Here is a 21,998-nt window from a genome sequence, read left to right on the forward strand (position 1 = left end):
GTCTCGGCGACATCATGCAACCGAGATGTCAGCCACGTGCCGTCTCGACGCCGGAGGAGCCGTGGGTCTCGCGAGACCGCTTTCGCGCCCCCGAAATGCTGGCATCCGCCCCTCGGCATCCGCGTCGTTCCGGGCTTCGGAAGCCCGAAATGCTGGCAGTATCGATCGACGCGCCCGGGGGTCGGATTCCCGCTCACTACGGTGGGGACGACCCGAAGGAGCCCCCGTGACGACCTCCGCCACACCCACCGCCCGCGACCGTCGCCGTTGGGCGCGTTATCTCGTCGACGAACGCGCTGAAGCCCGCGTGTACCGCGAGCTGGCGTCTCGTCGCACCGGCGAGGAGCGCGACATCTTGCTCGAGCTCGCCGAGGCCGAGGGGCGACACGAGCAGCACTGGATCGACCTGCTGGGGGAGACCCCGAAGCGCCTGCCGTCGCCCGGGATCGGCACGCGCCTGCTGGCGTGGATGGCCCGCCGCTTCGGGTCGATCTTCGTGCTCGCCCTTGCGCAGAACGCCGAGGCGCGATCGCCCTACGCCGACGAGCCCTACGCCACCGCCGCGATGGCCGCCGACGAGCGCGTGCACCACGAAGTCGTCCGCGGGCTCGCCGCACGCGGGCGTCGACGCCTCTCCGGAACCTTCCGCGCCGCCGTCTTCGGCGCCAACGACGGCCTGGTCTCCAACCTCGCCCTCGTGATGGGCGTCGGCGCCACCGGCGTGGCACCCAGCTTCGTGCTGTTCAGCGGCGTCGCGGGCCTGCTCGCGGGCGCCTTGTCGATGGGCGCGGGCGAGTTCGTCTCGGTGCGCTCGCAGCGCGAGCTGCTCGAAGCCACGGAGGAGAGCGACTTCGCCGACTCCGCCCTTCCCCACCTCGACCTGGATGCCAACGAGCTCGCCCTCGTGTACCGCACGCGCGGCATGGATCCCGACGCCGCCCTCGACAAGGCGCGCGAGGTCGTCACCGCCGCCCAGGCCGGCAGCGCGCCCGTCGCCGCGGCCCCGGGGGAGTCCTCGCACGACGTCGTCGGCAGCGCGTGGGGTGCGGCGCTGTCGAGCTTCCTGTTCTTCGCCTCGGGCGCGATCATCCCGGTGCTGCCGTGGATCTTCGGCATGAGCGGCTTCGGCGCCGTCGCCCTCGCCCTCGGCCTCGTCGGCATCGCGCTGATGGCCACCGGTGCGATGGTCGGTCTGCTCTCGGGCGCCTCGCCCCTGAAGCGCGGCCTGCGTCAGCTCGCGATCGGCTTCGGCGCCGCCGCGGTGACCTACGTGCTGGGTCTGCTGTTCGGGGTGTCGGCGGCCTGACCTGCGTCACCTGGGCGTGGTGCGCCGCCCGCGCGGTCGCCGCAGCCCGCCGCCCCCGCCGCCCCCGCCCCCGCCGTGCCCGCCGCCCCCGCCCCCGCCGTGCCCGCCGCGCGCCGCCCCCGCCGTGGCCCGCTCCGCGCAGGCCCGCTCCGCGCGGGCCCCGGGATCAGCCCCGTCCTGCCGCCGCCACCCGCGCGGCCTCGCGCACCGCGCTCACGTTCTTGCGTCCGGCGCGGGAACCGGCGAGCTTCGCGGCGATGTGCTCGCGCACGGTGACCGGTTCATACAGCGCGGGCGCCTCCTCCGAGACGAAGCTCGGGAGCGGGGCGATCACGGCGTCCGCGTTGCCGTCGTGGAAGAACGCCGCCGACCGCCGCCGCTCGATGGTGCCGTCGATCACCGGGGGCTTCACTCGGTGCAGCGTCGAGAGCCACTTGTCGTTGGTCAGCCGGGCGGCCACATCCCCCAGGTTCACCAGGAGGGCGCCCTCGGCGGGTGAGACGTCGTTCCACGACCCGTCGAGTCCCAGCACCTGCAGGCCCGCGACGCGATCCGCCCACAGCACCGTCACCAGTCCGAAATCGGTGTGCTCGCCCATGCCGGTCAGCTCGGCGCCCAGCTCGATCGAGCCGGGCGGCAGGGCGTAGTTGTTCATGCGCAGGACGTCGATCGAGTGGTCGGTGACGTCGCCGAAGAAGTCCTCCGGCACCCGCAGGGCGGCGGCGAAGATGCGGGTGAGGGTCTGCGCCACCCGACGTGCCTCGCCGTAGTAGGCGGTGACGGCGGCTTCGAAGCCGTCGGCGTCGTCGGGCCAGGTGTTCTCGGCGTAGTCCTCGACGGTCGCCGTCGTACCCGGGTACTCGCGCCACGACGTGCCCACATTGAACGCCTCGAAGAAGTCGTTCATGCGGGTGACCGGGTCGACCCCCAGGCTGTAGCTGAGCGATTCGCTCTTCGGCGGGCTGTACCCGCGGTTCTCGCCGCCGGGGCGCACGTACTTCTTCTTCGCCTCCAGTGGCAGCGCGAAGAACTCGTCGAGACCGCGCTGCAGGTCGTCGAGGACGACATTCGGGATGCCATGCCCCACGATCTGCATGAACCCCACCGTGCGGCACGCGTGGTCGATCGCCGCCACGACCGCCGATCGGGCGTCGAGCGAGCCGGGGCCCACCCATGCCGAGATGTCGATGGTGGGGACGTGGAAGCGAGCCATGCGTGATCCGATCTGCCGGGGACGCCTCGACGCTAGGCGCGCCATGTCACGCCGGTGTTTCCTCGCGGTCACGGCATGGGGTGCCAGCCCTGCTCCTCGCGTAAAAAACGAAGAAGACCCCCGGGGATGAACCCCGGGGGTCTTTCTCATTCTGTGCGCGAGGGGGGACTTGAACCCCCACGCCCTATACGGGCACTAGCACCTCAAGCTAGCGCGTCTACCTATTCCGCCACCCGCGCATCTGGGTGTTTTGTCGCTTTCGCAACGAGGAACGACATTACCACGCCCCGGGCCCCGCCTCGAACCGACGGTGACGCCCGGGCGCGTCCGGGTCCGGAGATCACCCCGCATCACGTTCGTCTCCTGACGACGCGCGTCGGGGGAGCGCCCCGGCCGCCGGTACCGTAGTGCGCATGCCCGAGCTCGAAACCGACGTCCCCGAGGTCGCCCGCATCGCATCCGACCTCATCCGCTTCGACACCTCGAACTACGGCGGGGGTCGCGCGAACGGCGAACGCGAGGCGGCCGAGTACGTCGGGGCCTACCTCGAGGGTCTCGGTCTCGACACGGCCTACTACGAGCCGGTCGAGCGGCGCACCAACGTCTGCGCCCGCGTCCCGGGACGCGACCGCGACAAGCCGGCGCTGATCCTGCACGGACACCTCGACGTCGTCCCCGCCGTCGCCGAGGACTGGAGCGTCGATCCGTTCGCGGGAGAGATCCGCGACGGCATCCTGTGGGGCCGCGGCGCGGTCGACATGAAGGACATGGATGCCATGATCCTCACCTCCGTCGCCGAGCTCCTGCGTGCGGGGGAGCAGCCCGAGCGCGACGTGATCGTGACGTTCTTCGCCGACGAGGAGAACGGCGGCGTCGAAGGATCGGCGCGCGTCGTCAAGGACCGCCCCGAGTGGTTCGCCGGCGCCACCGAGGCCATCAGCGAGGTCGGCGGGTATTCCATCTCCGTCGGCGACAGGCGCGCCTACCTGCTGCAGGTCGGCGAGAAGGCCCTCATGTGGATCAAGCTCGTCGCCCGCGGCCGGGCCGGCCACGGTAGCGGGCTTCACGTCGACAACGCGGTGACGAGCCTCGCGGAGGCCGTCGCTGCCCTCGGCCGCACCGAGTGGCCGATCCGGCTGACCGACACCACGAGTGCGCTTCTGGCGGGCCTCGCCGAGATCACGGGTGACGACGGGGGCGATCCCGACACCCTCGCGAAGCGCACGGGCGCGGCATCCAGCTTCATCCGCTCGACGTTGCGCACCACGACCAACCCCACGGGCCTGACCGCCGGGTACAAGCACAACGTCATCCCCGACCGCGCGGAGGCTCTCATCGACGTGCGTGTGCTGCCCGGTACGGAAGAGGCCGCCCTCGCCGATATCCGCCGCATCGTCGGCGACGGCGTCGAGATCGAGATCGTTCATCAGGACATCGGCCTCGAGGTGCCCTTCTCGGGCGACCTCGTCGACGCCATGGTCGCGCAGCTCGGCCGTCACGACCCCGGCGTGCCGGTCGTGCCGTACCTGATGGGAGGCGGCACCGACAACAAGGCGCTGTCGACCCTCGGAATCTCCGGTTACGGATTCGCACCGCTGCGACTCCCCGCCGGTCTCGACTTCACCGGGATGTTCCACGGTGTCGACGAGCGCGTCCCCGTCGACGCGCTCGAGTTCGGTCGACGTGTTCTCGCCGACCTCCTCCGGACGTACTGAAGGACCGCATGCATATCTTCGAGGTCATCATCCTCGGGCTCGTCCAGGGCCTGACCGAGTTCCTCCCCATCTCCTCCAGCGCGCACCTGCGCATCGTGGGGGAGTTCCTGCCGTCGCAGACCGACCCGGGCGCGACGTTCACCGCCATCACGCAGATCGGCACCGAGCTCGCCGTCCTGATCTACTTCCGCAAGAAGATCGGTCGCGTCATCTCGCGCTGGTTCCTCTCGCTCAGCGGCAAGGTGCCGCGCAACGACCCCGACGCCCGCATGGGCTGGCTCGTCATCCTCGGCACGATCCCGATCGCCCTGCTCGGCGTGCTGCTGCAGAGCCTCATCCGCGACAACTTCCGGAGCCTGTGGATCACCGCGATCGTGCTGATCGTCTTCGGGATCCTGCTGGGTCTCGCCGACCACTACGGCAAGCGCCGTCGCGACCTCGACGACCTCACCTACCCGCACGGCATCGCCTACGGTTTCGCGCAGGCGCTCGCCCTCGTGCCCGGCGTCTCGCGCTCGGGGGCGACGACCACGCTCGGCCGCGCCCTCGGGTACAAGCGCACCGCCGCCGCGGAGTACTCGTTCCTGCTCGCGGTGCCCGCCGTCTTCGCGAGTGGTCTGTTCGAGCTCTACAAGAGCTTCGACGAGGGCACCGGCCCGTACAACCTCGGTGAGACCGCGATCGCCACGGTCATCGCGTTCGTGGTGGGCTACCTCGTGATCGCCTTCCTCATGCAGTACCTCAAGCGCGGCAGCTTCCTGCCGTTCGTGGTCTACCGCATCGCGCTGGGTCTGCTCATCATCGTCCTGCTGCTGACCGGCGTCATCCCCGCGGTGTCGACGGTCATGACCAGCTGATCCCGGGATGCCATGACGACGGCGCCGTCCCTTACGGGGCGGCGCCGTCGTCACGTGCGGGCGAGGCGGGTGCCGATGGCTTCGACGGGCTAAGCCACCTCGGTTCGGTCCGTTCATCGGTACGAGGTCCCTGAGCGTGTCGAAGGGACCGGGTGTTTCGCGACGGAGGCTAGCGACGCGGCGGGTCGTCGCGACCGGGCTTGGAGGGACCTTCGCCCCCGCGGCGCAGATAGCGCTCGAACTCTTGGGCGATCGCATCGCCCGACGCCTCGGGAGAGTCCCACGTGTCGCGGGTCTGCTCGAGCTGGCGGATGTAGTCGCTCATCTCCTCGTCATCGGCCGCGGCGGCGTCGATCGACGCCTCCCACTGGCGCGACTCGGATTCGAGGTCGCCGCGCGGAACGGTGATGCCGGTGATCGCCTCGAGCTTCTCGAGCAGCGCGAGCGTGGCCTTGGGAGAGGGGGTGTGTCCCGCGACGTAATGCGGGACGCTGGCCCAGAGGCTGGCGGTCGGGATGCCGACCTGCTCCGAGGCGTGACCGATCGCGCTCAGGATGCCGACGGGCCCCTCGTAGAGGCTCCGTTCGAGTCCGAGCGACTGCCGCACGCCGTCGTTGTCGCTGCCGGCGAAGACCGAGATCGGGCGCGTGTGCGGTACGTCGGACATCATCGATCCGAGCGCGACGAAGCCGGTCACGTCCTCCCGCAGAGCGACGTCGATGAACTCCGCCGCGAACGCCTGCCAGGCGCGCGCGGGCTCCACGCCGACCAGCAGCCAGATCTCCGCATCGCCCGACCGCTCGGTCGGACGCAGCAGTTTGGCCTCGGGCCAGGTGAGCGTGCGCCGACCCTCGGCATCCAATCCGATCTGGGGGCGCGTGTACTGGTAGTCGAAGTACAGCTCGGGGTCGACCGTGTGCACGACCTCGTACTCCGCGTCGGCGCGCAGAAGCGCCGCCGCGGCGGACGCGGCTTCTCCGGCGTCGTTCCAGCCGTCGAAAGCGGCGACGATGATCCGGCGACCCAGTGCGTCCACGCAACCTCCTCTGCCCCGTCGGGGCTTCGTTCCAGGATAGGCGCACCCGCGCGGAGGCGGTCGGACCGGGCGACCCCGTGGGCGCGGGGGAGGAGCCGCACCTTCCATAAGATGGAACGATGACTTCTTCCGCCCTCGCTGCGGTCCTGTGGGACATGGACGGCACCCTCGTCGACACCGAGCCCTACTGGATGGCCGCTGAGGTGCCGCTGGTCGAGCGGTTCGGGGGCACCTGGTCGCACGAACAGGCCCTGGGCATGGTGGGTCTCGCGCTCGAGGACTCCGCGCGCCTGCTGCAGAACGCCGGCGTGCCGTGGGGCGTCGACGAGATCATCGCTCACCTGACCGACGAGGTGCTGCGCCAGCTCGCGAGCACGGGCGTGCCGTTCCGCCCGGGCGCGCGCGAGCTGCTCGCCGACCTCAAGGCGCACGGGGTCAAGACCGCACTGGTGACGATGTCGATGCGGCGCATGGCGCTGTCGATCGCCGACCTCATCGACTTCCCCGCCTTCGACGTGGTCGTCGCCGGCGACGACGTCGAGCGGCCCAAGCCCCACCCCGATCCCTACCTGCAGGCGGCCGATGCCCTCGGTGTGGACATCCGCGACTCCCTCGCGATCGAAGACAGCCCCAACGGCCTGCGATCGGCGATCGCCAGTGGCGCGGTCTCGCTCGGCGTCCCCCTGATGGTCCCGCTCGACGGCGTCGGAGCGCACGCGCTCTGGTCGAGCCTCGAGGGGCGGACCGCCGCCGATCTCCGCGCCCTCCACGATGCGCACACCCCGACCCGACTCCCCGAAACGCGAGTGAACCCATGAGCGAGACCCCCCACCTGAGCGGACCTTTCCGCATCGGCGACCGCGTGCAGCTGACCGGACCGAAGGGCCGCATGCACACGATCACCCTGCGCGAGGCGGGAGAGCTCCACACCCACAACGGCGTGTTGAAGCACTCGCTCCTGGTCGGGCAGCCCGATGGCAGCGTCGTCACCAACAGCTCCGGCCACGATTACCTGGCCGTGCGCCCCCTGCTGCGCGACTTCGTCATGTCGATGCCGCGCGGAGCGGCGATCGTCTACCCCAAGGACGCCGCGCAGATTCTGGCACAGGCCGACGTGTTCCCCGGCGCGACGGTCGTGGAGGCCGGCGTCGGCTCCGGTGCCCTCTCGCTGTGGCTGCTGCGAGCGATCGGCCCGGCCGGTCGCCTGCTGTCGTTCGAGCGCCGCGAGGAGTTCGCCGAGGTGGCCCGCGCCAACGTCGAGACCTTCCACGGCGAGCACCCCGCCACTTGGGAGGTCGTCGTCGGCGATCTCGTCGAGAGCCTCCCGGACGCCGTGGCTCCGGCCTCCGTCGACCGCGTCGTGCTCGACATGCTCGCGCCGTGGGAGTGCATCGACGCCGTGGCCGACGCGCTGACTCCCGGCGGCGTCGTGCTCTGCTACATCGCCACCGCGACGCAGCTCAGCCGTGTCGCGGAGTACATCCGCGCGACGGGCCTGTTCACCGAACCGGATGCCAGCGAGACGATGATCCGCGGATGGCACGTCGAGGGCCTCGCCGTGCGCCCCGACCACCGCATGGTCGCCCACACCGGCTTCCTCATCACCGCCCGTCGTCTGGCGCCGGGCGCGATCCCGCCCGAGGTCAAGCGCCGCGCGTCGAAGTCGAGCTACGGCGACGAGGACGTCGAGCTGTGGACGCCGGGCGCCGTCGGCGATCGTGAGATCACCGACAAGAACCTGCGCAAGCGGGTGCGCGAGGCGCAGAAGTCCGCGGAGGGCGTCCGCCAGTCGGTGGCGGGCGCGGCCGCGCCCACGGAGGGTGCCCCTGCGCCGGAGTGACCAGGGTGGGGCGGCGGGCGAGAGCCGCGCGAGCACCTAAACTGTTCCGGTGCGCAGACTTCCCGCTCTCGTTGCCGTGACCGCTCTGGCCGGATTCGGCCTCGTCGGGTGCTCGGCATCCGCCGCCTCGTCGTGCCCGACCCCCACCGATGCGAGCGTCGCCTCGGTCGTCGAGGCGACCGGCGATCTCGGCTCTGCACCCACCGTCACGGTGCGCTCGCCCTTCTTCCCGGAGCAGGCCGGCACCGACACCCTCATCGCGGGCGACGGGCAGCGCATCACGAGCGACAAGCAGCTCGCGCTGGTCGAGGTCACCGTGCTCGACGCGGCGACCGGCGAGCAGCTCGTCGCCACGAAGTACGACGCCGATCTCGCGACCGCGACGCCGCTCCCTCGCCTGACGCAGGCCGTGCCCTCGATCGCTCCGCTGCTGAACTGCGTGGCCGAGGGCTCGCGCGTGGCCGTCGCGATCCCGGGCTCCGACCTCGGGGCCGACGGGGCGAAGGCGCTCGGCGTCACCGAGGGCGACGGCGCGATCTTCGTCTTCGACGTGCGCAAGGTGTTCCTGCCCGCGGCCGACGGGGCCGACCAGTACAACGCCGACTCCGGCATGCCTTCCGTCGTGCGCGCGCCCGACGGTCAGCCGGGTGTCGTCATCCCCGCCGGCGACGCCCCGACCGAGGTGCGATCGCAGGTCATCAAGAAGGGCGACGGCGACGTGCTGACCGCCGACTCCTCGGCCATCATCCACGTCCAGGGCGTCGCCTGGGGCGCCAAGACCACCTTCGCCTCCACCTGGAAGAACGGCGCCCCGGGGCAGGCGACGGTCTCCGCGCTGCCCCCGGCCCTCGCCTCGGCTCTCGAGGGCCAGCCGGTGGGCTCGCAGGTCCTCGTCGTCGTGCCCGCCGACCAGACCCAGCAGGACCAGCAGGCGCTGCAGGCCCCGGCGAACACCGCGCTGGTGTACGTCGTCGACATCCTCGGCACCATCGGCTGAGTCCGCCCCTCCGCGTCGTTTCGAGACCGGCCCGCCGTCGCCCTCGCGCGCGCGGGCCGGTCTCGGCGGTTCGGCCCCGGCCCCGGCCTAGGATGGGCGGGTGCCCGCCGCTTCCCGCAACGCTCCCGAGGAGCGTCTGGTGAACCTCGTCGTCGCGCTCATGGCGACCGAGCAGGGCCTGACGAAGGACACGATCCTGTCGTCGGTGGCCGGGTACCGTGAACAGCTCGACGCGGGGTCTTCGAAAGACGCGCTCGAGAAGATGTTCGAGCGCGACAAGGAGAACCTCCGCGGGCTGGGCGTGCCCATCGAGACGATCGGCAATCGCACCGACCCCGACGACCTGCGGGAGGCCCGTTATCGCGTGCCGACCGCGGAGTACGCGCTCCCCGTCGACATCTCCTTCAGCCCCGCGGAGATCGCGCTGCTCAACATCGCCGGCGGGGTGTGGGGCAGCGAGTCGCTCTCGGTCGACGCGCGCAGCGGCCTCCGCAAGATCCGCGCCCTCGGCATCGCCGTCGACGAGCCGATCATCGGCTACGCCCCGCGCATCCGGGTGCGAGACGCCTCCTTCGGGGCGTTGCAGCGCGCCATCGAGCAGTGCCGCACCGTCACCTTCACCTACCTGCGCCCGGGCGATGCGCAGCCGCGCGAGCGCCGTCTGCGTCCTCTCGCCCTCGTCGAGTACGAGGCGCGATGGCACGTGTACGGCTTCGACGTCAACGTCGGCGCCGATCGCACGTTCCTGCTGTCGCGCATCGTCAGCGACGTCACCGTCACCCGGGAGAAGTTCCCGCCCGCGTTGCGCGAGGGGGCAGGGGAGCGCGCTCTGCGGGGACTGGACGACGTCGCCGCGCGTCAACGGGCTCTGCTCGAGGTGCACCCGGGCACCGAGGCCGCATTGCGTCTCGCACGGCGGGCGGAGGAGGCGCCGCAGGGCATCGTCGTGCCCTACGTCGATCTGCACGTCTTCGCCGACGAGTTGGCCTCCTACGGCCCCGAGGTGCGCGTGGTGGCCCCCGCCGACCTGCGCACCGAGGTCGTCCGGCGCCTGCGGGCGACCCTCGAGCGGCACGGGGGAGCGGCATGAGCGTCGATCGTCCCGGGGGTGACCGCCCGATCGCGGCCCTCGATCGCGCCGCGCTCCTGCTGCAGCTCGTGCCGTACCTTCTGGGCAAGGGCGAGGTGAGCGTGGCGGAGGCCGCGGCTGAGTTCGACGTCGCGCCCGAGCAGATGCGCGCGATGGTCGAGCGCCTGACCGTGATCGGCCTGCCCGGCGAGCAGGGCTACTGGCAGCTGCCGCACGACCTCTTCGACATCGACTGGGACCTGCTCGACCGCGACGACGTCATCGCCATCACGAACACGGTCGGGCTCGAACGCTCCCCGCGGCTGACGGCCCGAGAGGCTGCGGCGCTGCTCGCCGGTCTGCAGCTCGCACGCAGCCTCCCCGGCGTGGGCGACAGCGACGTGGTCTCCGGACTGCTCGAGAAGCTCGCTCGGGGAGCGGCCGCCGCTCCACCACCCGTGATCGTCGCGCCCGGACCCGTCGACGGCGTCCGCGACGTGGTCGACCGCGCCCTGCGCGAGCGCGTCGCGGTGACCTTCGTGTACCGCGCCCCGGGTGCCGCCCCGGCCTCGCGCACCGTCGACCCGATCAAGGTGCACATCGCCAACGGCCAGTGGTATCTGCAGGGCTGGGATCACCTCCGCCAGGCCGTGCGCACCTTCCTCCTCGACCGCGTGAGCGAGCCGACCCTCACCGACATCGCGGCTGTCCACGGTGCCGACCCCGTGCCGGAGCTCTTCGCTCCGGGCGACGACGAGGTGGTCGCGCGTTTCCGCTTCCCGCGCGCCGTGGCGCCTTTGCTGGCGGACTACCTCGATCGCGCCGAGATCGAGGATGCCGACGACGACACGGCCGTGGCATCCCTGCGCCTCGCCGACGAGCAGAGTCTGAAACGGCTCGCGGCCCGCCGCGGGGGAGAGGTGGAGCTGCTGGAGCCGCTCGGCGCGCGGCGCGCGGCGGCCGCGTGGGCGGCGGCGGGGCTGGCGCAATACATCGACGAAGACTGATCCGCCGGCGGTGTACCTGGACGCTACGGGGATTTCCCCGCGGGTCGGGTCGCCCGCCGTGTGCGCGGGTTAGACTGATGACTCGCGCGAACGAGACGAGGAGTCCTCATGTTCCAGGGATTGACCGGATGGCACCTGCTAGTCGTTCTGGCTGTCATCCTCCTTCTTTTCGGTGCCGCCAAGCTTCCCGCGCTCGCGAAGAGCATGGGTCAGTCGGCCCGCGTGTTCAAGAGCGAGATGAAGGAGATGAAGCGCGACGACGAGGTCGCGTCCGCGCAGTCCTCCGACGTTCCGCGGCCCGCCGACAGCGGCACCGCGCCGGCCGTGGCACCCGAACCGCGCAGGTCGACCGACCCCACCGTCTGACGCGTGGCGACGGCACGATCGCCGCGGATCGACCTCCCCGAGGAACCGCGGCGCGATAAGCGCATGTCGATCGGGGCGCACCTGGTCGAACTGCGCAAGCGGTTGATGATCGCCGCGCTCGCCCTCGTGGTCGGCATGGTGGTCGCGTTCATCATCACCGATCCGATCATCCACCTGATCACCGAGCCGATCCGCGAGATCGCCGCGCGGCGAGGAGACGACTTCTCGGCGCTGAACTTCACCTCGGTGACGTCGGCGTTCGACCTGCGCATGCGGATCGCCTTCTCGATCGGCATCTTCCTGTCGGCGCCGATCTGGCTCTGGCAGATCTGGGCGTTCATCATGCCCGGTCTCACGCGCAAGGAGATCCGCTACACGGTCGGTTTCGTGGCATCCGCGGTTCCCCTGTTCTTCGTGGGGTGCTGGGTCGGTCTGCTCATCGTCCCGCACGTGATCGAGCTCATGTGGGGCTTCACTCCCGAGGGCGGGGTCAACTTCTACAACGCCGTGGACTACTACGACTTCGTCTTCAAGCTGTTGATCGTCGTGGGCGTCTCGTTCGTGCTGCCGGTGTTCCTGGTCGCCCTCAACGTCGCGGGCGTCATGAGCGGCAGGGCGATCCTGAAGGGATGGCGAGTCGCGATCCTCATCGCCGTCATCTTCTCGGCCCTCGCCACCCCCGCGGCCGACGTCGTGAGCATGCTGATGCTGGCCGGCATCCTGATCGTGCTCTTCTTCGCCGCCGCCGGACTGTCGCTGCTGTTCGACCGCCGCAAGGCCCGTCGCGTCGCCGCGGAGATGGCGCCGGGGCCCATCGCGTGACCTCCCCCAGCCCCGCGGAGCGCTTCGCCCGCGCGAGCGCTCGCTCGTCGCACCCGCACACCGCCGACTTCGCCGAGATGCAGCGGTTCGAGCTCGACGACTTCCAGATCGCCGGCTGTCACGCCCTCGAGGACGGGCGGAGCGTCCTGGTCGCCGCGCCCACCGGTGCCGGCAAGACCATCGTCGGCGAGTTCGCCATCCACCTCGCGATGCTCGAGCCGGGCGACAAGGCGTTCTATACCACGCCCATCAAAGCGCTCTCGAACCAGAAGTTCCACGAGCTGCAGGAGGTGTACGGCGACGACGAGGTCGGCCTGCTCACCGGCGACACCAACATCAACGCCTCGGCGCGCATCGTCGTGATGACCACCGAGGTGCTGCGCAACATGCTCTACGCCGATTCACCGGCGCTGCGGGGCCTGCGATTCGTCGTGATGGACGAGGTGCACTACCTCGCCGACCGCTTCCGCGGTGCCGTGTGGGAAGAGGTCATCATCCACCTCCCGCCGTCGGTGAAGCTCGTGTCGCTGTCGGCGACCGTGTCGAACGCCGAGGAGTTCGGAGACTGGCTCGACACCGTGCGCGGCGACACCGAGGTCATCGTGTCGGAGACGCGTCCTGTTCCTCTGGAACAGCACGTGCTCGTGCGGGGCGACCTGCTGCCGCTGTTCGACGACCGCGCCGGCGTGGCCACGGCCCAGGTCAACCAGGAGCTGCTGCGCATCCGCGGAGGCAACGCGGGCGGGTACGAGAACAACCGGCGCGCCCAGGAGTACCGCTCCGCCCGCCACGCCGGAGGCCCGCGCCACGCGCATCAGCGCCGCGGCGGACACAAGCCGCTGCGCGCGCAGCAGGGCCCGCGCATCGAGCGCATCGACCGTCCCGAGGTGGTCGAGCTGCTGCAGCGCAACCACCTGCTGCCGGCGATCTTCTTCATCTTCAGTCGCGCCGGGTGCGACGCGGCCGTTCAGCAGCTGCGCCGCGCGAACGTGCGTCTCACCTCGGCGGAGGAACGCGTCGAGATCCGCCAGATCGTCGACGAGCTGACCTTCACCCTCAAGGACGAAGACCTCGCCGTGCTGCACTTCTGGGAGTGGCGCGACAACCTCGAGCGCGGAATGGCGGCCCACCACGCGGGCCTGCTGCCGGCGTTCAAGGAGGTCGTCGAAGAGCTCTTCCGCCGCAAGCTCGTGAAGGTCGTCTTCGCGACCGAGACGCTCGCCCTCGGCATCAACATGCCCGCGCGCACCGTGGTGCTGGAGAAGCTCGAGAAGTTCAACGGCGAGGCCCGCGTCGCCATCACCTCGGGCGAGTACACCCAGCTCACCGGCCGTGCCGGCCGTCGCGGCATCGACGTCGAGGGCCACGCGGTCGTGCAGTTCACCGAGGGGCTCGACCCGCAGTCGGTCGCGGCCCTCGCCTCACGTCGCACCTACCCGCTCAATTCGAGCTTCCGCCCCACCTACAACATGGCCGTGAACCTCATCGACCAGTTCGGGCGGGCCCGCGCGCGCGAGATCCTCGAGTCCTCGTTCGCCCAGTTCCAGGCCGATCGCTCGGTCGTGGGTCTGGCGCGTCAGGTGAAGGATGCCGAGGAGTCGCTCGACGGCTACGAGAAGGCGATGACGTGCGACCGCGGCGATTTCCGCGAGTACTCCACGATCCGCCGTGAGCTCAGCGACCTCGAGAAGATCAACCGTCGCGACGCCACCGCGCCCCGGCGCCTGAGGGACGAGCGCCAGCAGCAGATCCAGTCGCTGCGCAAGCGGATGCAGCGGCATCCGTGCCACTCGTGCCCCGACCGCGAGGCGCATGCGCGCTGGGCGGAGCGTTACTGGAAGCTCAAACGCTCGACCGACAAGACCCGGCAGCAGATCGATCAGCGCACGGGCACCGTGGCGCGCGTGTTCGACCGGGTCGTCGAGGTGCTCGCCGCGCTGGAGTACGTGGCGATCGAGGCCGACGGCGCGACCGTGCTCACGCGCGCCGGCCGCACGATGCGCCGCATCTACGGCGAGCGCGATCTGCTGGTGGCCGAGTCGCTGCGCCAGGGCCTGTGGGACGGGCTGGACGCCCCCTCGCTCGCCGCTCTCGCGTGCTGCCTCGTGTACGAACCGCGGCGCGACGAGGCCGGACCGGGGGAGCGAGGACTTCCCCGCGGTGCCTTCCGGGGAGCCCTAGATGCCACGCAGACGCTGTGGCAAGAGCTCGACGACCTCGAACGCGACCACCGCCTCCCCGGCTCGGAGAGCCCCGCCTCGGGCCTGGCGCCGGCCATGCACGCCTGGGCGCGCGGCCTGCCGCTGGACAGCGTGCTGACCCTGGCCGACATGGCCGCGGGGGACTTCGTGCGATGGGCCAAGCAGACGATCGACCTGCTCGACCAGATCTCGCTCGTCGCGGAGCCGCCGCTCGCGAAGACCGCGCGCACCGCACTGGACGCGGTGCGCCGGGGCATCGTGGCGTACACGTCGGCATGAGCGGCACGACCCCGCCGCCGCGACCTCTGCTGCGCCTGGCCTTCGCCGCGCCGTTGTCGGTCGTGGCGGGACTCCTTCTGGTCACCGCCTATCCCGCGCTCGCGTGGTGGCCCCTGGCGTTCCCGGCCGTCGCCCTGGCCCTGCTGACGCTCATCGGTCGCCGGTTCTGGTCGGCCGTCTTGGTGGGCTTCCTCTTCGGCGTGGCCTTCTTCTCGGTCAACCTGCTCTTCACGGCGCGTTACCTGGGACCCATCCCGTGGGCCGCGCTCTTCGTGCTCGAGGCGCTGCTGACGGCGGTGCTCGCGGTGCCGATCGCCCTGGCGTACCGGTGGGTGCCCCGCGTGGTTCCCGGGGTGCTCGGCCGCACGCTCGCGCTCCCGGCGCTCGTCGCGGGGCTGTGGGTGCTGCGCGAACAGATCGTCGGGTCGTGGCCCTACGGCGGCTTCCCCTGGGGGCGCATCGGCGTGTCGCAGGTGAACGGGCCGTTCGCCGAGGTCGCGTCGTGGGTGGGGATGTCGGGCCTGTCGTTCCTCATCGTGCTGCTGTGTGCGATGGCGGTCGAGCTCGTTCGCCTTCGCCGTTTTCGCAGGCCCCTCGCCGCCGTCCCCACCGCCGGGTTGCTCGTGGTGCTGCTGGTGCTGCCGCAGTTCCCGACCGCGGCTGCCGGGTCGCTCCGCGTCGGCGCGGTCCAGGGCAACGGCCCGGCCGGGTACTTCGACCAGCGGGCGCGCGATGCCGTGTTGAACGCGCAGCTGGCGGCATCCGCCCCGCTCTTCGGCCAGCAGATGGACGTGCTCCTCTGGCCCGAGGGAGGCGTCGACTCCGACCCGACCGCGAACAGCTCGACCTCCGCGGTGCTCGAAGAGCTGTCGCGCCGCGTCGACGCGCCGCTGCTCGTGTCCGCGGTGACGGAGCGCGGACCCGACCTGTTCAATTCGGCGCTGCTGTGGACGGCCGACGGGCAGTCCGGTGCGACGTACGACAAGCGGCATCCGGTGCCGTTCGGTGAGTACGTGCCCGACCGGGCGTTCTGGGAGCCCTTCGCTCCCGACCTCATCGGGCTCATCGGTCGCGAGTACACGCCGGGCACGGCGAGTCCGCTCATCGACATCGACGGCGTGGGCGTGGGGCTGGCGATCTGCTTCGACGTCATCTACGACGACGTCGTGTGGGACGGGGCCGACGCGGGCGCCCAGGTCTACATGTTCCAGACCAACAACGCCGACTTCCGCGGCACCGACGAGAACCTGCAGCAGCTCGCGTTCGCGCAGATGCGCGCGATCGAGACGGGGCGTGCGGTCGTGAACCTGTCGACGGTCGGGACCAGCCAGGTCATCGCGCCCGACGGGTCGACGCTCGATGCTCTGCCGATCGACGAGGCCGGCCACATGCTGACCGACGTCCCCCTCCGCACCGGCCTGACGCCCGCGGTGGTGATCGGTCCCGCCGTGAAGATGGTGCTCGGGTGGGGGAGCCTCGCCGGTCTTCTCGCGGCAGGGCTGTCGCTGGCGGTGCGCGCGCGGCGCACGAAGAAGACGCCGACCCCCACGGGGGCCGGCGTCTGAATTCTCAGGGCGTTTCGGTCAGGACGTCCTGATCAGGACGCCCTGACGGTACGTCAGGCGCTGAGCTTCTCGTTGCCCGCGCCACGACGGGCGCGCACGAAGGCGAGGCGCTCTTCGAGCAACTCTTCGAGCTCGGGGAGCGTGCGGCGCTCGAGCAGCATGTCCCAGTGCGTGCGGGCGGCCTTGTCGCCCGAGTGGTCGACGGTCGCGGTGCCGTCGCCGATGCGCAGCAGCGCTTCGGCGCCGCACGTGCGGCACTCCCAGGACTCCGGAACCTCGGCGTCGGCAGCGAAGGTCAGGACGGTGTCGCGTCCGCAGGTGCTGCAGATGTAGGTGTGTTGTGCACGGTCGTGGAACACGACGCCGTCTTCGCTCTGGAGGCTTTGGGCGCCGAGTCGGATGCCGCGGAGACTGCGGTCTGCCATTTTGTGGTCCTCTCGTCGGTCACCATGTATAACGTCCGCACCTGTGCGCTTTATTCGAACGACGGGCATCGTGGCGCCTTTCACAGAGGATGCTCAGACAGCCGGAGTTCCCCGCGTGTTCACCTTCCGGAGGGCCGCGTCGGCCCGGTCGGTGACGAGGCCGTCGACGCCCAGATCCAGCAGGCGTTCCATGTCGTCGTCGGCGTTCACCGTCCACACGTGCACCTCGACGCCGTGCGCGTGCGCATCGCGCACGAGGCCGCGCGTGACGATGCGCAGCGGCCCCTGCCTCTCCGGTACCTGCAGGGCGTCGAGCCCGTCAAGGAGGGCGCCCACGCGCCCCGACCGTCGCAGGGCGCGCGCGGCGAGCAGCCGCACCACCGTCGCCTGTCCCGGCGATGTCGCGGGGCGTTGCGCGGCTCCGGCTGCGTGCGCGGCGGCGAGCGCCTCGAGGCGGCGATCGTCGGAGAAACTCGTCACGAGCACCCGCTCGGCGTGCGGTGCGACCAGCCGCCCGACACCGTCAGCGGCGGCAGCCGTCTTGACGTCGAGGTTGAACCGCAGCTCGGGGAACGCCTCGAGGGCCTGCGCGAGGGTGATGAGACCGCCGCGGTCGGCCATGAGCTCCTCGAGCTCGTGGAGGCGCACATCGGCGATCTGCCGCGGGTCGCCGGCCACGCGCCGGAGATCGTCGTCGTGGAACAGCACGACCGTTCCGTCAGCGCTCACGTGGCAGTCGGACTCGACGTACGCGGCCCCGGCGGCGTGCGCCTCGGCGACGGCGGCGAAGGAGTTCTCGACGACGCCGTGGGAGGCGGCATCCGCCGTCACGAGTCCGCGGTGGGCCAGCACGCGCGGAGCGGCGGGGGACAGGTAGGGATGCCGCATCATCGGGGCGTGGAGGGGTCCGCGTCGGGCGAAAGCGACGCGGGGCCGTCCGCGCCGGGAGTGCGGGAGGTGAAGGCTCCGGAGAAGCCCTTGAGGGCTTCGGTGAACTCGCTCGGGATGATCCACAGCTTGCTCGCGGCGCCGTCGCTGATCTTGGGCAGCGTCTGCAGATACTGGTAGGCGAGGAGCTTGTCGTCGGGACGGCCCTCGTGGATCGCCGTGAAGACGGAGTGGATGGCCTCGGCCTCGCCCTGCGCGCGCAGCACCGCCGCCTGCTTGTCGCCCTCGGCCTCGAGGATCGCCGCTTGACGGCGGCCCTCGGCCTCGAGGATCTGCGACTGCTTCGAGCCCTCGGCGGTCAGGATCGCGGCGCGCCGGTCGCGTTCGGCCCTCATCTGCTTCTCCATCGAATCCTGGATCGAAAGGGGCGGATCGATCGCCTTGAGTTCGACGCGCCCGACCCGGATCCCCCATTTCCCCGTGGCCTCGTCGAGTACGACGCGCAGCTGCCCGTTGATGTTGTCGCGACTGGTGAGCGCTTGCTCGAGGTTCAACCCGCCCACGACGTTGCGCAGGGTCGTGGTCGTGAGCTGCTCGACGGCGCCGAGGTAGTTGGCGATCTCGTAGGTGGCGGCGCGCGCGTCGGTGACCTGGAAGTAGACGACGGTGTCGATCGAGACGACGAGGTTGTCTTCGGTGATCACCGGTTGCGGTGGGAACGACACGACCTGCTCGCGCATGTCGATGAGCGGTCGCACCCGGTCGATGAGCGGGACGACGAGGTTGAGGCCGGGCGTGAGGGTCTTGTGGTAGCGGCCGAGACGCTCGACGACCCCCGCGCGGGCCTGCGGGATGATGCGGATGGCGCGCACGAGCACGATGACGACGAACGCCGCCACCACGATCGCGAGGACCCACCCGATGGTGGCCGGGATCGACGTTGCGAGGTTCATGACGGTCCGATTCTCATGGGGGTGCCTCCTGGCTTCGCGCGGACGACGGCGGTGGCGCCGTCGATGCGGACGACCTCGATGCGCGTGGCGGGGTCGAGTCGGGTGTCGCCGTCGCTGCGCGCGGTCCACACGTCGCCGTTCGCGAGCTTGACCTGCCCCGCGACGGCGGGAGAGACCCGCGACAGCACGAGACCCTCGAGCCCGAGGAGCGCTTCCACGTTCGACGGGCGGGCGTCGGCGCCGCGGTGCAGTCGTCGAAGGAGCGGGGGGCGCAGGAAGACGAGGAGGGCGACGGCGGCCAGGGCGGCTGAGACGACCTGCAGCCACAGCGGTGCGCCGAGTACTCCCGCGCCGAGCCCGACCGCGGAGCCGGCGGCGAGCATGAGGAACGTCAGCTCGCCCGTGAGCATCTCGACGACCAGGAAGACCAGGATCAGCACGAGCCACCCGATCCAGGCCCACGTGTCGATGATGGAGAGAACGTCCATGTCGCACCTCCTGAGCCCGAACGTAGCACCGGGGAACGCCACCCGGGCCGCTTCCCGACGACCGCACAGGCTTCCCCGGCGGAGAAGCTTTCCCCGGCCGACCGGCTTCGCCGACCGAGGGCCTCCGCCGCTCGAGGAGCTACCCTTCCCGAGAGGGCGGCGGGGCGGTCGGTAGGCTGGGGAGTCGACCCACGATCCTCAGGAGTTCTCCCGTGTCCCAGACCCTCCCGTCCGGCTCGCTGAGCGGCAAGACCGCCCTCGTCACCGGTTCGTCGCGCGGCATCGGCGCCGACACCGTCCGTTACTTCGCCGAGGCCGGCGCCGATGTCGTCATCAACTTCCGCAACAAGGCGCCGCGGGCCGAGAAGCTCGCCGCCCAGCTGCGCGAGCTGGGTGTCGAGGCGCTCGTGGTGGGCGCCGACCTGACCGACCCCGAGTCGGTCGCGGCGATGTTCGGCGAGGTCGAGCGCACGTTCGGCGGCCTCGACATCCTCGTGCTCAACGCCTCGGGCGGCATGGAGTCGGGCATGGCCGAGGACTACGCCCTGCTGCTGAACCGCGACGCACAGGTCAACGTGCTCGAGACGGCGCTGCCGCTGCTGAACGACGACGCGCGCGTCGTCTTCGTCACCAGCCACCAGGCGCACTTCATCCGCTCGACCCCGACGATGCCGGAGTACGAGCCGGTGGCTCTCTCCAAGCGCGCGGGAGAAGACGCGCTGCGCGAGAAGATCCCCGCCCTCGAGGAGCGCGGGATCGGCTTCACGGTGGTCTCGGGCGACATGATCGAGGGCACGATCACCGCGACGCTGCTCGAGCGTGCGAACCCCGGCGCCATCGCCGCCCGCCGCGACGACGCCGGCAAGCTCTACAACGTCGCCGAGTTCGCCGCCGAGGTCGCGCGTGCGGCCGTCGACCCGGTGCCCGCCGACAACACCCGCCTCGTCGGAGACACGGGTTCGTTCGGAGGCGAGTGAGCATGCGGCCGACCGACATCGAGTCCCTGATCGGGGTCGGTCGGCCCGCGATCTCCTCGGACGGCGCCTTCGCCGTCTTCGCGACCTCACGCCCCGACCTCGCCGCCGACCGTGCGGTGGGACAACTCTGGCGGGCCGATCTCGCCACGGCCTCGTCACGCCGTCTCACCCGTGGGGTGGAGGATCGGTCGCCGCGTCTCTCACCCGATGACGCCGTCGTCGCCTTCCTCCGCGGCGACGCGAAGGGGCGCCTGCAGATCTTCGTCATCGGTTCCTCCGGCGGTGAGCCCGTGCAGGTCACCGACCGACCCGGGGGAGTGACCGACCTCGCCTTCTCGCCCGACGGCCGACGTCTCGCGTTCACGGCACGGGTGCCGGAGCCGGGGCGTTACGGCACCGTCGAGGGGCGGGATGCCGGTGCCGAACCCCCGCGGCGCATCACCGGCATCCGGTGGCACGCGAACGGCCTCGGGTATCTCGATCGTCCCGCGCAGGTGTTCGTGGTCGACGTGCCGTCCACCGACGCGGAGCCGTTCTACGAGCCCGCGCCCGCGATCGACGAGCCCGAGACGCGCGTCGTGCCCCACCCTGCGACGCAGCTCACCCGCGGCGGCACGAGCTGGGCCGGCCTGGCCTGGACGCCTGACGGCGCCGAGGTGCTCAGCGTGCCCGACATGATCGAGACCTCGCGGCGCGACCTGCGCGACCGCGTCGTCGCGATCGCCGTCGATGGGGGAGTGCAGCGCGAGGTGCTGGGCATCGCGGAGAACCTGTCGGTGTCGGCGGTCCAGACGGCGCCCGACGGAACGGTCTTCCTCCTCGCGCACGATGTCGGCGGCTCGGGCGTGGACTTCGTCGCGCCGGGCGTGGCGCTGTTCGCCCTCGACGGCGACGCACCACGCGTGCTGACCGACCCCGAGACGATCGACCTCGGCGAGGTGGGGAGCCATCTCTCGTTCGACGGCGACGACGTCCTCGTGCAGGATCGCACCCGCGGGCGGGTGCGCCTGCAGCGCGTGACGCGGACGGGCACCGTGACGGAGGTCCTCGGCGGCGACCTCGAGGTGAACGGCCACGCCGCGGCGGCGGGACGGGTCGTGGCATCCGTCGCCTCTCCCGAGTCGTTCGGCGAACTCGTGATGATGCACGGGCGCGAGATGCGGGCGTTGACGAGGTTCGGGGCCGCGGCGTGCGACCGCGGCGTCGTCGTGCCGATCGATCACGAGGTGACCGGGCGCGACGGCTACCCCGTGCACGGTTGGGTCGCCGTCCCCGAGGGGGAGGGCCCGTTCCCGGTGATCCTGCAGATCCACGGCGGACCCTACGCCGCCTACGGCGTGCACCTCTTCGACGAGACCCAGGTGCTGGTGGATGCCGGCTACGCGGTGGTCTACAGCAACCCGCGGGGGAGCGCCGGATACGGTCGCGCCCACGGGCGAGCGATCCGGCAGCGCATGGGGACGCTCGACTTCTTCGACGTCATGGACTTCTTCGACGCCGTCGTGACAGCCGACCCGCGGCTGGACGCGGGACGCGTCGGCGTCATGGGCGGGTCGTACGGCGGGTATCTCACGGCGTGGATCATCGCGCACGACCACCGCTTCGCGGGCGCGATCGTCGAGCGCGGCTTCCTCGACCCCGCCTCCTTCCCCGGTTCGAGCGACATCGGCTCGTTCTTCGGCCAGGAGTACGTCGGCACCGATCCGACGCAGGTCGCGGCGCAGAGTCCGATGGCTGTGGTCGACCGGGTGCGCACGCCGACGCTCGTGCTCCACTCCGAGCTCGACTTCCGCTGCCCGCTCGAACAGGCCACGCGCTACTACGCGGCGTTGAAGCAGCAGGGGACCGATGCCGAGATGCTCGTCTTTCCCGGCGAGGATCACGAGCTCACCCGCGCCGGGCGGCCGCAGCACCGCGTCCAGCGGTTCGAGGCCGTGCTTGAGTGGTGGGGCCGGCATCTGCCGGTGACTTGACGGACGGCCCGGACGCGAGGG

Annotated in this window: 20 protein-coding genes and 1 tRNA gene; 14 read left to right on the top strand and 7 right to left on the bottom strand. The window is 71.0% G+C overall.

The annotated features are described in order from the left end of the window. The first annotated feature begins 226 nt into the window (after positions 1–226). A complete protein-coding gene (locus tag AB0N82_RS10650) occupies positions 227–1,306 on the top strand; it encodes a VIT1/CCC1 family protein (RefSeq protein WP_315995813.1) in 1,080 nt (359 codons plus the stop codon). A 166-nt stretch (positions 1,307–1,472) separates the two neighbouring features. Here the strand turns inward: AB0N82_RS10650 and AB0N82_RS10655 are convergent, their stop codons facing one another. Together AB0N82_RS10655 and AB0N82_RS10660 are read right to left on the bottom strand one after the other, a co-directional pair. Continuing rightward, entirely contained in the window at positions 1,473–2,519 is a 1,047-nt protein-coding gene (locus AB0N82_RS10655) for a 2-oxoglutarate and iron-dependent oxygenase domain-containing protein (RefSeq protein WP_363391399.1), read from the bottom strand. Positions 2,520–2,673: 154 nt separating this feature from the next. Further along, positions 2,674–2,758, bottom strand: a tRNA-Leu gene (locus AB0N82_RS10660). A 174-nt stretch (positions 2,759–2,932) separates the two neighbouring features. Here AB0N82_RS10660 and AB0N82_RS10665 point away from each other — a divergent pair. Both AB0N82_RS10665 and AB0N82_RS10670 read left to right on the top strand, forming a co-directional pair. Further along, positions 2,933–4,234, top strand: a complete 1,302-nt coding sequence (locus AB0N82_RS10665) for a M20/M25/M40 family metallo-hydrolase (protein ID WP_363391402.1) — start codon at positions 2,933–2,935, stop codon at positions 4,232–4,234. 8 nt (positions 4,235–4,242) lie between these two features. Then, positions 4,243–5,091: an undecaprenyl-diphosphate phosphatase gene (locus AB0N82_RS10670; protein WP_363391405.1), complete on the top strand. Its 849-nt coding sequence runs from the start codon at positions 4,243–4,245 to the stop codon at positions 5,089–5,091. 169 nt (positions 5,092–5,260) lie between these two features. On the opposite strand, the gene AB0N82_RS10675 is transcribed toward AB0N82_RS10670, so the two are convergent. Then, the gene (locus tag AB0N82_RS10675; protein WP_315995809.1) at positions 5,261–6,127 is read right to left on the bottom strand and encodes a PAC2 family protein; all 867 of its coding nucleotides are present in this window, start codon (positions 6,125–6,127) and stop codon (positions 5,261–5,263) included. A gap of 119 nt (positions 6,128–6,246) precedes the next feature. Between AB0N82_RS10675 and AB0N82_RS10680 the strand changes: the two genes are divergently transcribed. The 9 genes from AB0N82_RS10680 to lnt all read left to right on the top strand — a co-directional run bounded on the left by AB0N82_RS10680 (position 6,247) and on the right by lnt (position 16,273). Continuing rightward, the gene (locus AB0N82_RS10680) at positions 6,247–6,945 is read left to right on the top strand and encodes an HAD family phosphatase (protein WP_363391409.1); all 699 of its coding nucleotides are present in this window, start codon (positions 6,247–6,249) and stop codon (positions 6,943–6,945) included. Beyond that, on the top strand, positions 6,942–7,967 hold the full coding sequence (locus tag AB0N82_RS10685) for a tRNA (adenine-N1)-methyltransferase (protein ID WP_315995807.1): 1,026 nt from the start codon (positions 6,942–6,944) through the stop codon (positions 7,965–7,967). Before AB0N82_RS10680 ends, AB0N82_RS10685 begins: the two co-directional genes overlap by 4 nt. Positions 7,968–8,016: 49 nt before the next feature. Next, positions 8,017–8,964, top strand: a complete 948-nt coding sequence (locus tag AB0N82_RS10690) for an FKBP-type peptidyl-prolyl cis-trans isomerase (protein ID WP_315995806.1) — start codon at positions 8,017–8,019, stop codon at positions 8,962–8,964. 100 nt (positions 8,965–9,064) lie between these two features. After that, complete coding sequence (locus tag AB0N82_RS10695) at positions 9,065–10,054, top strand: WYL domain-containing protein (protein ID WP_363391413.1); 990 nt, start codon at positions 9,065–9,067, stop codon at positions 10,052–10,054. Further along, positions 10,051–11,040, top strand: a complete 990-nt coding sequence (locus AB0N82_RS10700; RefSeq protein WP_315995804.1) for a WYL domain-containing protein — start codon at positions 10,051–10,053, stop codon at positions 11,038–11,040. The genes AB0N82_RS10695 and AB0N82_RS10700 overlap by 4 nt, the downstream gene beginning before the upstream one ends. A 108-nt stretch (positions 11,041–11,148) precedes the next feature. Beyond that, complete coding sequence (tatA, locus tag AB0N82_RS10705) at positions 11,149–11,406, top strand: Sec-independent protein translocase subunit TatA (protein WP_315995803.1); 258 nt, start codon at positions 11,149–11,151, stop codon at positions 11,404–11,406. Between the two features lie 63 nt (positions 11,407–11,469). After that, positions 11,470–12,228, top strand: a complete 759-nt coding sequence (gene tatC / locus AB0N82_RS10710) for a twin-arginine translocase subunit TatC (protein WP_315995802.1) — start codon at positions 11,470–11,472, stop codon at positions 12,226–12,228. Next, positions 12,225–14,708, top strand: coding sequence for a DEAD/DEAH box helicase (locus AB0N82_RS10715; RefSeq protein ID WP_363391417.1), 2,484 nt, complete (start codon positions 12,225–12,227; stop codon positions 14,706–14,708). The genes tatC and AB0N82_RS10715 overlap by 4 nt, the downstream gene beginning before the upstream one ends. Further along, the gene (gene lnt / locus AB0N82_RS10720; RefSeq protein WP_363391420.1) at positions 14,705–16,273 is read left to right on the top strand and encodes an apolipoprotein N-acyltransferase; all 1,569 of its coding nucleotides are present in this window, start codon (positions 14,705–14,707) and stop codon (positions 16,271–16,273) included. Before AB0N82_RS10715 ends, lnt begins: the two co-directional genes overlap by 4 nt. Before the next feature lie 53 nt (positions 16,274–16,326). On the opposite strand, the gene AB0N82_RS10725 is transcribed toward lnt, so the two are convergent. The 4 genes from AB0N82_RS10725 to AB0N82_RS10740 all read right to left on the bottom strand — a co-directional run bounded on the left by AB0N82_RS10725 (position 16,327) and on the right by AB0N82_RS10740 (position 19,027). Further along, positions 16,327–16,698, bottom strand: coding sequence for an RNA polymerase-binding protein RbpA (locus tag AB0N82_RS10725; RefSeq protein ID WP_315995799.1), 372 nt, complete (start codon positions 16,696–16,698; stop codon positions 16,327–16,329). Between the two features lie 93 nt (positions 16,699–16,791). Continuing rightward, positions 16,792–17,586 (bottom strand): glycerophosphodiester phosphodiesterase family protein, encoded by a 795-nt coding sequence (locus tag AB0N82_RS10730; protein WP_363391424.1) that lies wholly within the window; start codon positions 17,584–17,586, stop codon positions 16,792–16,794. Then, positions 17,586–18,539, bottom strand: coding sequence for an SPFH domain-containing protein (locus AB0N82_RS10735; RefSeq protein WP_315995797.1), 954 nt, complete (start codon positions 18,537–18,539; stop codon positions 17,586–17,588). Before AB0N82_RS10735 ends, AB0N82_RS10730 begins: the two co-directional genes overlap by 1 nt. Then, positions 18,536–19,027, bottom strand: a complete 492-nt coding sequence (locus tag AB0N82_RS10740) for an NfeD family protein (RefSeq protein ID WP_363391428.1) — start codon at positions 19,025–19,027, stop codon at positions 18,536–18,538. The genes AB0N82_RS10735 and AB0N82_RS10740 overlap by 4 nt, the downstream gene beginning before the upstream one ends. A gap of 212 nt (positions 19,028–19,239) precedes the next feature. Between AB0N82_RS10740 and AB0N82_RS10745 the strand changes: the two genes are divergently transcribed. Together AB0N82_RS10745 and AB0N82_RS10750 are read left to right on the top strand one after the other, a co-directional pair. Further along, positions 19,240–20,004: an SDR family oxidoreductase gene (locus AB0N82_RS10745; protein ID WP_363391431.1), complete on the top strand. Its 765-nt coding sequence runs from the start codon at positions 19,240–19,242 to the stop codon at positions 20,002–20,004. Positions 20,005–20,006: 2 nt separating this feature from the next. Next, positions 20,007–21,977 (top strand): S9 family peptidase, encoded by a 1,971-nt coding sequence (locus tag AB0N82_RS10750; protein ID WP_363391434.1) that lies wholly within the window; start codon positions 20,007–20,009, stop codon positions 21,975–21,977. Positions 21,978–21,998 lie beyond the last annotated feature (21 nt).

This window comes from Microbacterium sp. NPDC089186 (assembly GCF_040685115.1).
GTDB lineage: Bacteria > Actinomycetota > Actinomycetes > Actinomycetales > Microbacteriaceae > Microbacterium > Microbacterium galbum.

Excerpts from the sequence above, each read along its gene's own strand:
- AB0N82_RS10655 (WP_363391399.1), bottom strand. The coding sequence starts at position 2,519 with ATGGCTCGCTTCCACGTCCCCACCATCGACATCTCGGCATGGGTGGGC.
- AB0N82_RS10665 (WP_363391402.1), top strand. The coding sequence starts at position 2,933 with ATGCCCGAGCTCGAAACCGACGTCCCCGAGGTCGCCCGCATCGCATCC.
- AB0N82_RS10670 (WP_363391405.1), top strand. The coding sequence starts at position 4,243 with ATGCATATCTTCGAGGTCATCATCCTCGGGCTCGTCCAGGGCCTGACC.
- AB0N82_RS10680 (WP_363391409.1), top strand. The coding sequence starts at position 6,247 with ATGACTTCTTCCGCCCTCGCTGCGGTCCTGTGGGACATGGACGGCACC.
- AB0N82_RS10685 (WP_315995807.1), top strand. The coding sequence starts at position 6,942 with ATGAGCGAGACCCCCCACCTGAGCGGACCTTTCCGCATCGGCGACCGC.
- AB0N82_RS10700 (WP_315995804.1), top strand. The coding sequence starts at position 10,051 with ATGAGCGTCGATCGTCCCGGGGGTGACCGCCCGATCGCGGCCCTCGAT.
- tatA (WP_315995803.1), top strand. The coding sequence starts at position 11,149 with ATGTTCCAGGGATTGACCGGATGGCACCTGCTAGTCGTTCTGGCTGTC.
- tatC (WP_315995802.1), top strand. The coding sequence starts at position 11,470 with ATGTCGATCGGGGCGCACCTGGTCGAACTGCGCAAGCGGTTGATGATC.
- lnt (WP_363391420.1), top strand. The coding sequence starts at position 14,705 with ATGAGCGGCACGACCCCGCCGCCGCGACCTCTGCTGCGCCTGGCCTTC.
- AB0N82_RS10725 (WP_315995799.1), bottom strand. The coding sequence starts at position 16,698 with ATGGCAGACCGCAGTCTCCGCGGCATCCGACTCGGCGCCCAAAGCCTC.
- AB0N82_RS10730 (WP_363391424.1), bottom strand. The coding sequence starts at position 17,586 with ATGCGGCATCCCTACCTGTCCCCCGCCGCTCCGCGCGTGCTGGCCCAC.
- AB0N82_RS10735 (WP_315995797.1), bottom strand. The coding sequence starts at position 18,539 with ATGAACCTCGCAACGTCGATCCCGGCCACCATCGGGTGGGTCCTCGCG.
- AB0N82_RS10740 (WP_363391428.1), bottom strand. The coding sequence starts at position 19,027 with ATGGACGTTCTCTCCATCATCGACACGTGGGCCTGGATCGGGTGGCTC.
- AB0N82_RS10750 (WP_363391434.1), top strand. The coding sequence starts at position 20,007 with ATGCGGCCGACCGACATCGAGTCCCTGATCGGGGTCGGTCGGCCCGCG.